The 13,998-nt window shown below is 69.9% G+C and carries 11 protein-coding genes; all 11 read left to right on the forward strand.

The window, feature by feature from the left end; genetic code table 11:
- The first annotated feature begins 190 nt into the window (after nucleotides 1-190).
- Nucleotides 191-1,543, forward strand: a complete 1,353-nt coding sequence (locus ACZ52C_RS33830) for an extracellular solute-binding protein (RefSeq protein ID WP_469078356.1) — start codon at nucleotides 191-193, stop codon at nucleotides 1,541-1,543.
- The gene (locus tag ACZ52C_RS33835; protein ID WP_469078357.1) at nucleotides 1,540-2,583 is read left to right on the forward strand and encodes a carbohydrate ABC transporter permease; all 1,044 of its coding nucleotides are present in this window, start codon (nucleotides 1,540-1,542) and stop codon (nucleotides 2,581-2,583) included. Before ACZ52C_RS33830 ends, ACZ52C_RS33835 begins: the two co-directional genes overlap by 4 nt.
- Nucleotides 2,583-3,404 carry a carbohydrate ABC transporter permease gene (locus ACZ52C_RS33840; RefSeq protein ID WP_469078426.1) on the forward strand — a complete coding sequence of 274 codons (822 nt, stop codon included), beginning with the start codon at nucleotides 2,583-2,585 and terminating at the stop codon, nucleotides 3,402-3,404. Before ACZ52C_RS33835 ends, ACZ52C_RS33840 begins: the two co-directional genes overlap by 1 nt.
- 91 nt (nucleotides 3,405-3,495) lie before the next feature.
- A complete protein-coding gene (locus tag ACZ52C_RS33845; protein ID WP_469078358.1) occupies nucleotides 3,496-4,155 on the forward strand; it encodes a bifunctional 4-hydroxy-2-oxoglutarate aldolase/2-dehydro-3-deoxy-phosphogluconate aldolase in 660 nt (219 codons plus the stop codon).
- Nucleotides 4,152-5,120 carry a sugar kinase gene (locus tag ACZ52C_RS33850; protein ID WP_469078359.1) on the forward strand — a complete coding sequence of 323 codons (969 nt, stop codon included), beginning with the start codon at nucleotides 4,152-4,154 and terminating at the stop codon, nucleotides 5,118-5,120. The genes ACZ52C_RS33845 and ACZ52C_RS33850 overlap by 4 nt, the downstream gene beginning before the upstream one ends.
- Nucleotides 5,121-5,191: 71 nt before the next feature.
- A complete protein-coding gene (locus ACZ52C_RS33855) occupies nucleotides 5,192-6,265 on the forward strand; it encodes a lactonase family protein (RefSeq protein WP_469078360.1) in 1,074 nt (357 codons plus the stop codon).
- 54 nt (nucleotides 6,266-6,319) lie between these two features.
- A complete protein-coding gene (arfA, locus tag ACZ52C_RS33860; RefSeq protein ID WP_469078361.1) occupies nucleotides 6,320-7,849 on the forward strand; it encodes an arabinosylfuranosidase ArfA in 1,530 nt (509 codons plus the stop codon).
- A gap of 11 nt (nucleotides 7,850-7,860) precedes the next feature.
- Nucleotides 7,861-8,814, forward strand: coding sequence for a glycosyl hydrolase (locus tag ACZ52C_RS33865; RefSeq protein ID WP_469078362.1), 954 nt, complete (start codon nucleotides 7,861-7,863; stop codon nucleotides 8,812-8,814).
- The gene (locus tag ACZ52C_RS33870) at nucleotides 8,811-9,389 is read left to right on the forward strand and encodes a hypothetical protein (protein ID WP_469078363.1); all 579 of its coding nucleotides are present in this window, start codon (nucleotides 8,811-8,813) and stop codon (nucleotides 9,387-9,389) included. The genes ACZ52C_RS33865 and ACZ52C_RS33870 overlap by 4 nt, the downstream gene beginning before the upstream one ends.
- Nucleotides 9,386-11,770 (forward strand): carbohydrate binding domain-containing protein, encoded by a 2,385-nt coding sequence (locus tag ACZ52C_RS33875; protein ID WP_469078364.1) that lies wholly within the window; start codon nucleotides 9,386-9,388, stop codon nucleotides 11,768-11,770. The genes ACZ52C_RS33870 and ACZ52C_RS33875 overlap by 4 nt, the downstream gene beginning before the upstream one ends.
- A 159-nt stretch (nucleotides 11,771-11,929) precedes the next feature.
- Nucleotides 11,930-13,903: a glycoside hydrolase family 97 N-terminal domain-containing protein gene (locus tag ACZ52C_RS33880; RefSeq protein ID WP_469078365.1), complete on the forward strand. Its 1,974-nt coding sequence runs from the start codon at nucleotides 11,930-11,932 to the stop codon at nucleotides 13,901-13,903.
- The last annotated feature ends 95 nt before the right edge of the window (nucleotides 13,904-13,998 follow it).

A 13,998-nucleotide genomic window follows, 5' to 3' on the forward strand; every position in this document is an offset into this window, starting at 1 on the left:
CCGTCCACGCAGACGGTCGCGCCCGGTCCGGGCATCTCGCGCCACCACCGAGCGAGCCGGTGATCCGCCGGACGCCGTGCCCCGTTCGTTTCTCGCGGCAACCCCACGCGCCGCCTCGGCCCCGCAGTACGTTCCCGCAGCCGCCGTACGTCCCGCACCCGCGTACGTCACGCACGAAAGGCTCATTAGCATGCCCATGTCAAAGTCGACCTCTCTCGACAGACGGAGCTTCCTCGCCGTCTCCGCCGGCACCGCGCTCGCCGCGACCGGTCTGTCCGCCTGCGCCGGCTCTGTCAGCAACGGCACGAACGGATCGGGCGGCGGCAAGACGACGCTCACCGTGATGACGGTGGACAACGAGTGGGACAAGAAGGGCCTCAAGGCCGCCGAAGAGGCGCTGGGGATGAACCTCAACGTCATCATCTGGGACGCCACCAAGCTCAACGCCATGCTGGCCGCGAAGAACCCGCCGGACGTGGTCCGCGGCTTCGGCGCCACCGAGACCCCCTACTTCGCCGCCCGCGGCCTGATGACGGACCTGGACCCGTACTTCGCCAAGAGTTCCGTGCTCAACCCCTCCGACCTCGACCCGGTCAACGACGTGTGGCGCTACGACGGCAAGAAGCAGGGTGCCGGACCGCGCTTCGGCATGGCGAAGGACTACTCCCAGGACTCCATGTTCTGGTACCGCACCGACCTCTTCGAGGCCGCGAAGCTGGACGCCCCGAGCGAGACGAAGCCGATCTCCTACGACGAGTGGCTCGACCTGGGCCAGAAGCTGGTCAAGCGCCGCCTCGGCAAGGTCAAGGTGTACGGCCTGAACGCCACCGGCATGGGCGTCTTCCCACAGCTCATGGGCATGACCGCCTCCGCCGGCGGCAGCCTCTTCGCCGAGGACCTGGCCACGGTGGACTTCTCCTCCCCGGAGGCGCTGAAGGCCCTGCGGTGGTACCTGGACTACGCGAAGGCGGACATAGGCCCGAGCGTCGTCAACCCCAACCCGGACGGCTGGGACGGCCCGACCTACCAGGCCAACCGGATGGCGATGAGCTGCAACGGCTACTGGTTCGGCGGACTGATCGGCGGCGACCCCAAGCTCGCCGGCGTCTCCCGCTTCGCGCCCGCCCCGCAGCTCGGCGCCAACCGCGTCAGCTCCTGCTTCGGCGCCACCGGCTTCTGGATCCCCAGGGACGCCAAGAACAAGGACGCCGCCTGGAAGTTCTTCGAGTGGTACTTCGGCGGCAAGCCCGCCCAGGACCGGGCGGCCAGCGGCTGGGGCATACCGTCCCTGAAGTCGCTGCGCGGGAAGATGCCGCAGACCACCGACTTCCAGAAGCAGGCCTTCGCGGTGCAGGAACAGGAGCTGCCGCACTTCTCCGTCATCAGCTTCACCCCCTACGCCCAGCAGGCCGCCCTGGAGGGCGTGCTGAACAAGGTGCTGCCGGGCGCCGTGAAGGCCGGGACCTCCGCCGGCAAGGTCGCCGACCAGCTCACCTCCCGTATGAACGAGCAGCTCGCCCAGGGCAAGGAGCTCGTGGGGTGAGCACCGAACAGATCACCGCGCCGGGCGCGCCGTCCCCCTCCGGGGAGACGGCCGCCCGGCCCGGGCCCCGCACCGGCGCGCACGCCGGTCGCAGAGCCCGCTCGCTGACCACCCGTCGCGCCTGGTCCTTCTATGTGTTCGCCGGCCCCTGGGTGGTGGGCTTCCTGGCCCTGACGGCCTTCCCGCTCGGCTACGCGCTGTGGCTGAGCCTGACCAACTCCGACGGTCTGTCGAACAACTCCCGCTTCGTCGGCCTGGACAACTACCGGCAGGTCCTCTCCGACCCGGAGACGTTGTCCTCCCTGGCCCGCACCGGCGTCTTCACCGTGATCACCGTGCCGCTCACCATCGTGGCCGGCATCCTGCTCGCGGTGCTGGTCAACCAGCCGATCCGGGCCCGCGGCCTGTTCCGTACCCTGCTGTATCTGCCGGCGATCGTCCCGCCGGTCGGCGCCGCCCTCACCTTCAAGCTGATCTTCGACCGGGACTCGGGCGCGGCCAACGGAGCCCTGGACGCCCTGAACATCGACGGCGTGAGCTGGCTGATGGACCCCTACGCACGCTGGGTCCTGGTCACCCTGACCCTGTGGGGCGCGGGCAACTGCATGATCATCTCGCTGGCGGGGCTCCAGGACATCCCCAAGGAGATGCACGAGGCCGCCCGTATGGACGGCGCGAACGCCTGGCAGTCCTTCACCAGGATCACCCTGCCGCTGCTCTCCCCGGTGCTGTTCTTCCAGGTCATCACCGGCATCATCGCCGCCGTACAGAGCTTCCTGCCGCTGCTGATCTCTCTCGACCCCACTCCCAGGGGCGTCACGGCCGTACCCGAGGGCAACTCCCTTTTCATGATCCAGGTGTTCGCCCAGTACTTCGCCAACGGCCGGTACGGATACGCCTCCGCGATGCTCTGGGTGCTCTTCCTGATCATCGTCGCGGTGACGTTCCTCGTCTTCAGACTCAGTAAGGGCGCGGTGTTCTATTCCGTCGCCCCGGAGGCGGCCAAGCCGTCCAAGCCGCGCACGATCGGAGGCAAATGATGGTGTTCCCCCGCAGAAGTGCCGTCTACATGCTGCTGGTCGGTGCCCTCGTCCTCTTCCTCGGCCCGTTCGGCTGGCTGCTGAACACCGCCCTGAAGGCGCCCTCCGAACTGCGCGCGCTGCCCGTCCACTGGTGGCCGCACCACCCGAGCCTGAGCAACTTCCAAGAAGCGCTGACCCACTTCGACTACCTCGGCTACGCCCGCAACTCCCTGACGGTCGCCACGGTCTACGCCGTGCTGGTCACCCTGGCCTCCGCGTGGGCGGGGTACGGATTCGCCCGCCTCGACGCGCCCGGCAAGCGGGTGATCTTCTCCGTGCTGCTGTCGACGATGATGCTGCCGCAGGTCCTCACCCTCATCCCGACCTACCTGCTGTTCGCCAAGGCCCATCTGACCAACACCTACATGCCGTGGGTGCTGTGGGGCCTGTGCGGAGCCCCGTATCTGATCTTCCTCTTCCGGCAGTTCTTCTCGAACATGCCCAAGGAACTGGAGGAGGCCGCGATCGTCGACGGCTGCGGGCAGATCCGCATCTTCTGGCGGATCTTCCTGCCGCAGTCCTGGCCGGTCGTCGCCACCAGCCTGATCCTGTCCTTCAGCTGGACCTGGGGCGACTGGATCGCGCCCGCCCTGCTGCTGGACGACGCCCACACCACCCTCGCGGTCAAGCTCGCCTACGGCTATGTCAACCAGCAGGGCGCACAGCTGGGGAACCTGGTCGCCGCGGGCGCGGTGATGTACGTCGTCCCGGTGCTGGCGTTGTTCCTCATCGTGCAGCGGGGCTTCGTCGCCGGCGTCGCCACCTCCGGACTCAAGTGACCTTCGTACCTTCGCCAACTCGCTTTCGCCCAAAGGAACTTCGCGTGACGCACACCAAGGGAACCCCCATGTGCCCTGCGGCGGTGGGGTCATGACGGAGCGCCCCGCACTCACCCCGCAGCTCGGCCGGACACGGGTCATGGCCATCCTCAGGTCGGCCGACGCCTCTGGACTGCCCGCCGTGGCCCGGGCCCTCGCCGCCGGTGGCGTCACCTGCCTGGAGGTCACCCTCACCACCGCCGGAGCGCTCGACGCGCTGGCCCGTATCCGGGCGGAACTCGGCCCCGACGTCGCGGTCGGCGCGGGCACCGTGATCACCGGCGACCAGGCCAGGGACGCCCTGGCGGCGGGAGCGGAGTTCCTGGTCGCCCCGGTCGTCGACACCGAAGTCGTCCGCAACGCGGCCGACCGGGGTGTCGCCTGCTACCCGGGGGCCTGGACACCGACCGAGGTGTCACAGGCGTGGCGGGCCGGCGCCGCCGCCGTCAAGCTGTTCCCCGCCGCCACGGGCGGCCCCGCGCATCTTCGCCAGCTGCGGGCCCCCCTGACCGGCATCCCCCTGGTCGCCGTCGGCGGCGTCGGCATCGACCAGGCGCGGGACTACCTGGACGCGGGCGCCTGCGCGGTCGGCATCGGCTCCCCGCTGCTGCGCGGCGCGGACCGGGACCCGACTCCGCAGGCACTGAACGGCCTCACCGCGAGGGCGGCCACCCTGCTGGAGGCGGTACGGGCCGAGGAGGCAAGAACGTGAACACCTCCTCACCCCCGCCCGGCGAGCCCTACCTCGTCACCCTCGGCGACGTGCTCGCCGTCATGGCGGCCGGGAGCCCCGGCCCGTTCGCGCTCGGCACGGCACTGCGCCTGGGAATCGCCGGCGCGGAGTCCAACGTCGCCGTCGGCGTCAGCCGCCTCGGCGGATCCGCGACCTGGATCGGCCGGGTGGGCGACGACGGACTGGGCGACCTCGTCCTGCGGGAACTACGGGCCGAAGGGGTCACCACCGTCGCCGCGCGCGACGCGGCCCCCACCGCCCTGCTGCTGAAGGAACGCCGTACCTCCACCCACAGCCGCACGCGCTACTACCGCACCCACACGGCCGGCGCCCGGCTCACCGCCGACGACGTCCCCGAGCGCGTCGTCGCGGGGGCGGCGGTCCTCCACATCACCGGCATCACCCCGGCACTCGGGGAGGGCCCCGCCCAAGCCGTGCACCGGGCCGTGGACATCGCCGCCGACGCCGGCGTGACCATCTCCCTGGACGTCAACTTCCGCTCGCTGCTGTGGAACGAGGCCGAGGCCCGGCATGCCCTGCTGCCCCTGCTGCGCAGGAGCGACCTGGTCTTCGCCGGACCGCACGAGGCCGCTCTCGTGGTGCCCGGTGCGGACGGACCGGAGGAACTCGCCCAGGGCATCTGCGACCTCGGACCCGGCGCGGCCGTGATCAAGGTCGGTGCCGACGGGGCGTACGCCCTCATCGACGGAAAACCCCACCGGCAGCCCGCCGTAGCGGTCCAGGTCCACGACTCGGTGGGCGCGGGAGACGCGTTCGCCGCCGGGTACCTCGCCGAACTGCTCGCGGGAGAGCCCCCGGAGCGGCGGCTGCGGACGGCCGCCCTGCTCGGCGCCTTCGCGGTGAGCACCGCCGGCGACTGGGAGGGCCTGCCCCGGCGCTCCGAACTGGGACTGCTCGACCACCACGACGACATCGTCCGCTGACGCCTTCGTCCGCCGACACCTCCATCCGCCCCCCTCCATCCGCCCCGGCACAGCGACTTCCAGGACCACCCATGCCCACGACCAGCCCCTCCACCGGCGCGATCGCCCTCCTCACCGGCTCCTACACAGCGGACTCCGGCGGCGACGGCCCCGGCCTCGCCGCGCTGCTCCTCGATCCCGCCACCGGCCGCGCCGTGTACGACGACCTGGTGAAGCCGCTGCCCGTCAGCGGGGCCTCCTTCCTGGCGGCGCACCCCTCGCTCGACGTCGTCTACAGCACCAACGAGACCGAGGCGGGCACCGTCAGCGCCGTCGCCCGCGACGGCGACGGCACCCTCTCCCCGCTGGGAGACCCGATGAGCAGCGGCGGGACGAACCCCTGCCACCTCACCGTCCACCCGGACGGCGAGTGGTTGCTGACCGCGAACTACGGCAGCGACACCGCGCCGGGCACCGTCGCGGTGCACCGACTGGGAGCGGACGGACGCCTGCTGGAGCCGACCGACCTCGTCGTCCACCGGGGCTCGGGCCCCGTCACGGGACGCCAGGAGGGCAGCCACGCCCACCAGGTACTCGTCGACCCGGCGGGCCGTTTCCTGCTCGCCACCGACCTGGGGGCCGACGCGGTGTTCACCTACCGGCTCGACACTCGCGCCGGCACCCTGGAGCGGGTCGCGGTGAATCCGATGGGCGCGGGATCCGGCCCCCGCCACCTCGCCTTCGCCCCCGGCGGCGACCTCGTGTTCAGCGCCGACGAGCTGTCCTCCACCGTCACCCGCCACCGCTACGACGCCACCGACGGCACCCTGACGGCCCTCTCCGCCACTCCCGCCACAGCCCACGACGTCGTCAACCAGCCCGCCGGCATCGTCGCCTCCCCCTGCGGACGCTTCGTGTGGGTGACCAACCGGGGCGCGGACACGGTCGCCGCCTTCCGCGTCACCGGCACCACCCTGGAACCGCTCGGCGAGGTCCCCGCCGGCGGCACATGGCCCCGCGGCCTGACCCTGGCGGCTGGTCATCTGCTCGTCGCCAACCAGCACAGCGGCACGCTCGCCGCCCTGCGGATCCAGGACGACGGCACCCTCACCCAGCCCCACCCGCCGCTCTCCGCCCCCTCGGTGGTCTGCGCACTGGCGCTCTGACCTCCCAGTCCCTCCCCCTCCTGCCCTCCACCTCGTCACATCCGAAAGGCAGTCATGTCCGAGCCCGGCACCACGCCCGCCGCCCGCTTCACCCTCGACCAGGCCTTCGCGGTCGGCAGCGTCAACCCACGTCTGTACGGATCCTTCGTCGAGCACATGGGCCGCTGCGTCTACACCGGCATCTACGAGCCCGGCCACCCCGCCGCCGACGCCGACGGCCTGCGCCAGGACGTCCTGGAACTGGTCCGGGAGCTCGGCGTCACCACCGTCCGCTACCCCGGCGGCAACTTCGTCTCGGGCTACCGCTGGGAGGACAGCGTGGGCCCGCGCGAGGAGCGCCCGGCCCGGCTGGACCTGGCGTGGAAGTCCACCGAGACCAACGAGTTCGGCCTCGGCGAGTTCATGGACTTCTGCGGCAGGACCGGCATGGAGCCCATGATGGCCGTCAACCTCGGCACGCGGGGCGTCGAGGACGCGGTACGGCTGCTGGAGTACGCCAATCACCCCGGCGGCACCGAGCTGTCCGACCGCCGCGCCGCCCACGGTGACAAGGAGCCGTACGGCATCCGGATGTGGTGCCTGGGCAACGAGATGGACGGCCCCTGGCAGACCGGGCACAAGACCCCCGAGGAGTACGGCCGCCTCGCCGCCGAGACCGCCCGCGCCATGCGGCAGGTCGACCCCGGTCTGGAACTGGTCGCCTGCGGCAGCTCCAGCTCCGCCATGCCGACCTTCGCCTCCTGGGAGGCGACCGTCCTCCAGGCCGCGTACGACCTCGTGGACTACGTCTCCCTGCACGCCTACTACGAGGAGATCGACGGCGACCGCGACTCCTTCCTGGCGTCCGCCGTGGACATGGAGCACTTCATCGAGTCGGTCGTCGCCACCTGCGACCACGTCCGCGCCCGCCTCAAGGCGGACAAGCGCATCAACCTCTCCTTCGACGAGTGGAACGTCTGGTACCAGAAGCGGCCCAACCCGCACCACGTCGAGGAGTGGCAGCAGGCGCCGCGACTGCTGGAGGACGTCTACACCGTCACCGACGCCGTGGTCTTCGGCTCGCTGGTCATCGCACTGCTGCGACACGCCGACCGGGTCACCGCGGCCTCCCTCGCGCAGCTCGTCAACGTCATCGCGCCGATCATGACCGAGCCCGGCGGCCCGGCGTGGCGGCAGACCACGTTCTACCCCTTCGCCCAGGCCTCGGCGTACGGACGCGGACGGGTGCTGCGCGTCGAGGTGGACAGCCCGACGTACCCGACGGCCCGCTTCGGCGACGTACCGCTGCTGCACGCCACCGCGGTGATCGACGACGAGACGGGCGCCGTCACCGTCTTCGCGGTCAACCGCGGCCAGACGGAGGCCCTGCCGCTCGCGATCGACCTGCGCGGCGTCGACGCCCACACCCTCGTGGAGCACCTGGTCCTGGCGGACAGCGACCCGGAGGCCACCAACACCGCGGACCGGCCCGACCGCGTCACCCCGCACACCGCCACCGGCACCACCGTCACCGACGGCGTCCTGCGCGCCGAACTCGAACCACTGTCCTGGAACATGATCCGCCTGACACCCCGTCAGGACTGAGGGGAGAACCGATGACAGCCATGGCCCGCCCCCTGTTCCGCGACCCCGTTCACGACGGCGCGAGCGACCCCACCCTCATCTTCAACCGGCACGCCGGCGAGTGGTGGATGTTCTACACGAGCCGACGCGCCGACGCGCCGCCGATGAACGACGTGAGCTGGGTGCACGGGAGCGACATCGGGATAGCGTCCTCGGCGGACGGCGGAGCCACCTGGCTGTACCGGGGCGTCGCCGAGGGGCTCGACATCGAGCCCGGACGCCACACGTACTGGGCGCCGGAGATCGTCGACGACGGCACCGAGTACCACATGTTCGTCAGCGTGATCCGCGGTGTGCCGACCCGGTGGGCGGGCCACGCGCGCGTCATCCGTCACTACACGAGCCACGACCTCTTCACGTGGACCTACCGCTCCACCCTGCCGCTCTCCTCCGAGAGGGTGATCGACGCCTGCGTCCTGCGGCTCCCCACCGGCGGCTACCGCCTGTGGTACAAGGACGAGGCCGATCACGCGCACACCTACGCGGCGGACAGCGACGACCTCGCACGGTGGACCGTCCGGGGGCCCGCCGTCGAGTGCTCCGAGCACGAAGGCCCGAACGTCTTCGAACTCGGCGGCAGTCACTGGATGCTCGTCGACGAGTGGCGGGGACTGCGGGTCCTCCACTCACGGGACCTGGAGACGTGGGAGCCACGAGGACTCATTCTCGACCGTCCCGGACAGGGCCCGGACGACGGGGGATACGGCTACCACGCCGACGTCGTCACCAGTGAACTCGGCGCCTACGTCTTCTACTTCACGCACCCGGGGCGCTCCGACGACGGCGCCGCACGCCACGGCGACGACAACGACCGCCGCAGTTCGATCCAGGTGGCCCGCCTGAGGGTGAGCGGAGACACGCTCGTGTGCGACCGCGACGAAGTCCTCGAAGCCCCCGTCCTCCCGCTCGAAGGACCGGTCCGGTGACCGGCATCCGACAAGCGGCGAACGGAGCCCGCCGCACATCGGTGATCCGGTTCCTCGCCGCGCTCCTGCTCGCCCCCGTGCTGCTGCTCGTCACCGCATGCCAGGCGGACGAACGACCGGCCGGCTCCGGGGTGACCCTGCTCGACGGCAACCGGATCGACGTCTCCGGCCCGACCCTCGTGGCCGCCCTCCCCGTCGACGACCGGGGAGACGTCGTCGCCGCGCACGCACGGAGCCAGATCCCGTCGCTCAAGAGCGTGGCGCTGCAGTACCCCGGCGTCCGGGTTCTCATCTCCGACTCCGACGGTCACACGACCGACGGCGCACTCAAGAACTTCGCGGCGAACTGGGCCATCCCGCCCGGACTCGTCGTCGCCGCGGACTCGGCCTCGGCCGGCACCCGGCTGTCCAAGGACGGACAGCTCCACACACTCCTGATCGGCGCCGACGGACACGTGGCCGCCGATTGGGCGAACCAGCCCGCTCCGACGCAGGCGATCGTCGCCGCGCTCCGCACGAGCACGGCGAGCCCCACCACCCATCCCGACAAAGTTGTGCGGGGAGAAGCACCATGAGACATGTCACCGACATAAGACGGTTCATCGCAGGCCTGGTCGTCACCATGCTGCTCGCCTGCGCCGCGGTCGTGCTCACGCCGGCCGTGCAGGCGCAGGCCGCGGGCACCTCCTACTACGTGGACTGCTCGGCAGCGGCGAACGGGACCGGCACGTCCGGCTCACCGTGGAACTCGCTGGCCGGCCCCAACGCCAAGACCTTCGCGCCGGGGGACCAACTGCTGCTGAAGAGAGGAACGACCTGCAACGGAACCCTGCACCCGCTGGGTTCGGGCAGCGCGGCAGGCGGGTCGATCTCCATCGACGCCTACGGCACGGGCGCCCTGCCGATCCTCGCAGGAGGCGGCGGCACGGACGCGATCTACCTGCACAACCAGGAGTACTGGGAGATCTCCAACCTGGAGGTGACCAACACCGGCGCGGTGAAGGGCGCGAACGCGCGGCGCGGTGTCTACGTGGTGCTCGAGAACTACGGCACCGGCAACCACTACAAGGTCAGCAACCTCGACATCCACGACGTGAACGGCAACAACTCGAAGGAGGTCGACGGCAGCGCCGGCATCCTCTTCGCCGTTCTCGGGACCACGACAGCCAGCGCCTTCAACGATGTCGTCATCGACGGCAACACGGTCGCCAACATCGCCCGCAGCGGCATCAACATGTCCAGCACCTGGCTGTGCCGGCCGTCCATCGGCTGCAACAACCCCGCCTGGACCCCATGGACCGGCGTCGTCGTCCGGAACAACACCGTTCATGACACCGACGGCGACGGCATCGTGGTGCAGATGTCGAAGGACGCCCTCATCGAGCACAACGTCGTCTACAACGCGGCGAAGGCCCCCAACGCGGCGAACGCCGGCATCTGGGCCTGGGACTCCGACGGGACCGTGATCCAGTACAACGAGGCGTACGGGACCAAGAAGCTCACCGGGAACCCCGACGGCCAGGGCTTCGACGTCGACTACGGGCAGGACGGCACGATCGTCCAGTACAACTACAGCCACGACAACGAGGGAGGGTTCATCCTCTTCTGTGGCTGCGGCGGCGGGTCACGTCTCAGCAGCAACGCGGCGGTCCGCTACAACGTCAGCGAGGACGACCGGCTCCGCGTCGTCAACATGCTCGGGTCCCAGGACTCGATGTTCTACAACAACACCATCTACGTGCCCTCCGGATCCACCGCGAACATCTTCGAGGTCTCCGGCGCCTGGAACGACCTCACGCTCGCCAACAACCTCATCTACAACCTGGGCAGCGGCGGCTACGTCTACACCAGCGACCAGCCGGCCTCGAACTTCTCCTGGCGGAACAACCTCTTCTACGGCAACCACCCGGCCGGTGAGCCGACCGGCAACGGCAACATCACCGCCGACCCCCAGCTGGTCTCGCCCGGCAGCGGCGGCACGGGCATCGGCAGCGTCGCGGGGTACCAGCTCACCGCCTCGTCCCCGGCCATCGGCGCGGGAGTCGTCATCCCCGACAACGGCGGCAAGGACTACTGGGGATCGACCGTTCCCGCGGTCTGCGCCCCCGACATCGGTGCCGACCAGTTCAGCACGCCGTCCGACACGACCTGCCTCGCGAACGAGAACCTCGGCTTCGAGAAGGGCTCGCTCACGGCGTGGAGCGCGTGGAACTCCGCCTCGGTGGTGAACTCGGGCGCCCACAGCGGAACCTACGCGGCCCGGGTCGGGCCCTCGCCGGCCTCCGTCGAGCAGTACGTCCCCGTCGCGCCCCGCACGACGTACCGCGTCTCGGGCTGGGTGAAGTCCGCCGTCGCCGGTGAGGTCATGAACGTCGGCGTCAAGAACACCGGCGGCCTCGAAACCGTGGCGAGCGCCAGCGGCACCGGGTGGACCTTCGTCTCCGCCGACTTCACCACCGGGGCGGCGAACGGTACCGTGCGCCTGTACTGCTACAAGAGCTCCGGCAGCGGGAACGGTTACTGCGACGATCTCGCCGTCACCCCCGTCAAGAACCACGTGATCAACGGCAACTTCGAGTCCGGTCACACCGTGCCCTGGCGCAACGGTGACTTCTCGCTCTCGGGCACGTCGTCCAACGGCAACGCCGCCGGACTGACGAACGCGTCCCTGAGCGGCGGCACCCTGTGGCAACTGATCTACACCCTCAAGCCGAACACCACCTACCGGCTGAGCGGCGCGATCGCGAGTCAGACCGCCGGCACCACGACGGCACTGGAGGCCAAGCTCTACAACGGCACCGCCGTCACGAGTGCCTCGACCACGTCCAGCACCTACTCGAAGCAGTCGACGACCTTCACGACAGGGGCAGGCGTGACCACCGCCCGCGTCTACTGCCACCTCGTCTCCGGAACCGGCGACGGCTACTGCGACGAGGTCACCCTGACCGAACAGTGATCGACCACCCCGGCGGCCGGTGACACCGGCCACGGCAACCGGTGAGCGTGGGCGTACCCGCCGATCACGGACCCCCTCCGTGCGGGAGGCCCACGCTCTCCGCCTGATTCCCCACCCCGGTCCTCGCACGCGACTCACCCAGGGAGAGATGTACCGATCATGGAAATGTCACCACGTCAGGAACAGCCCCACCCGCACGGAACCGCCCGCCCGGGGACGCTGTCCCGGCGCGGAATCCTCAAGGGAGCGGCGGTCACCGCGGGGGCCGCCTCGCTGGGCCTCGTCGCCACCGGGCAGGCCCACGCGGCCGACGCCACCATGACCGCCACCTCACCGGACGGCAGCAACAAGATCACGGTGTCGCTGGTCGGCGGAGCGCTCACCTGGTCGGTCAAGCGCGCCGGCACGACGGTCGTCGACACCTCGGTGCTCGGACTCGCGATGAGCGACGGCACCACGCTGGGCACCGCGAACACCGTGATGACCAACTACCAGCACTGGACCAAGGACAGCACCTGGACCCCGGTGTACGGACGCAACGCGACGATCCGCGACCACTACCAGGAAATGCGCTGGAACCTACAGGACAGCGGCAGCGGCATCGCCTTCGGCATCCAGATACGCGCCTACGACACCGGGGTCGCGCTGCGCCACACGCTGCTCGGCACGGGCAAGGCCACCATCTCCGACGAGCTGACCAGCTTCGTGTTCCCCGCCGGCACCCTGGTGTACAGCGCCCGGGACGAGAACGCGTACAGCGCCGTCGCACCGGACGCGATCCCCTCCACCGGCACGTCCGGCACGGACGTCGGCCCGCTGACCGACATGCCGCTGCTGGTCACCCTGCCCGGTGGGCTGCGCGCCTGCGTCTGTGAGTCCTCCCGGGTGAACTACCCCCGAGGGATGCTCACTTCGGTCTCCGGGCAGAGCAACACCCTCAAGACGTACCTGATGAAGAAGACCGCCCGGGGCAGCGGCACCGTACAGACCACCACGACCGTCACCACCCCGTTCGCCACGCCGTGGCGGGTGCTCGTCCTCGGATCCTCCGACGCCGACCTGGTCGACAACGCCGAACTGGTGCTCAACCTGGCCCCGGCGGGCGCCCTGGCCGACACGTCGTGGATCAGGCCCGGCAAGGTGTTCCGCTGCAACCTCACCACCGCCGCCGGCATCGCCGGCGTGGACTTCGCCGTCGCCCGCAACCTGGACTACATCGAGTACGACGCGGGATGGTACGGGCCGGAGTTCACCACCACCGACGCGACCACGGCGATCGCGGACATCGACCTGCCCATGGTGATCGACCACGCCACGACGAACGGCGTCGGCGTCTTCCTCTACGTCAACCGTCTGGCCCTGACCAACCCCGACACTTTGTTCGCCCTCTACAAGAGCTGGGGCGTCGCCGGCATCAAGCTCGGCTTCATCAACGACGGCACCCAGGCCATGACCAACCAGATCATCACCTGGGCCAAGATCGCCGCCAAGTACAACCTGCTCATCGACATGCACGACGACGTGCGGCCGTTCGGCTACGAGCGCACCTACCCCAACTGGATCAGCCTGGAAGGTGTCCGGGGCAACGAGCAGTTCCCCACGGCCACGCACAACGTGACCCTGCCCTTCGCCCGCAACGTGGGCGGACCGATGGACTACACCATCTGCTACGGGCAGTCCCGCAACCTGACGACCAACAACCACCAGATGGCGATGGCGGCGGTGTACTACCAGCCGCTCAACTTCCTCTACTGGTACTCCACCCCGTCGTCGTACGCCACCACCGCCAACTGGCCCGGACTGCCGTGGTTCGACGCCGTCCCCGCCACCTGGGACGAGAGCACCACCCTCACCGGTGCGATCGGCGAGTACATCGCGGTCGCCCGCCGCAGCGGCGCCACCTGGTTCCTCGGCGCGATGACCAACGAGACCGCCCGCACCCTGTCGGTCCCGCTGGACTTCCTCGACAGCGGCGTCACCTACACCGCCACCGTATACGCCGACGGAACCGCGGGAACGGTCCCGCGCGCCACGCCCACGGTGGTCAGCACGAGGAGCGTGACCTCCTCGACGATCCTCAGCATGGCGATGACCAGCGCGGGAGGTCAGGCGGTCATCCTCAGACCCAGCTGACGCCCGTAGAACGATTCAGTCGCGCGGAGGGGCCCGTTCACGCACGGAAGATTTCGCGCGTAAATACGCCAGTCCCATTGACGTGCTCTTGGCCG

The organism is Streptomyces sp. NPDC034049 (genome assembly GCF_055575575.1).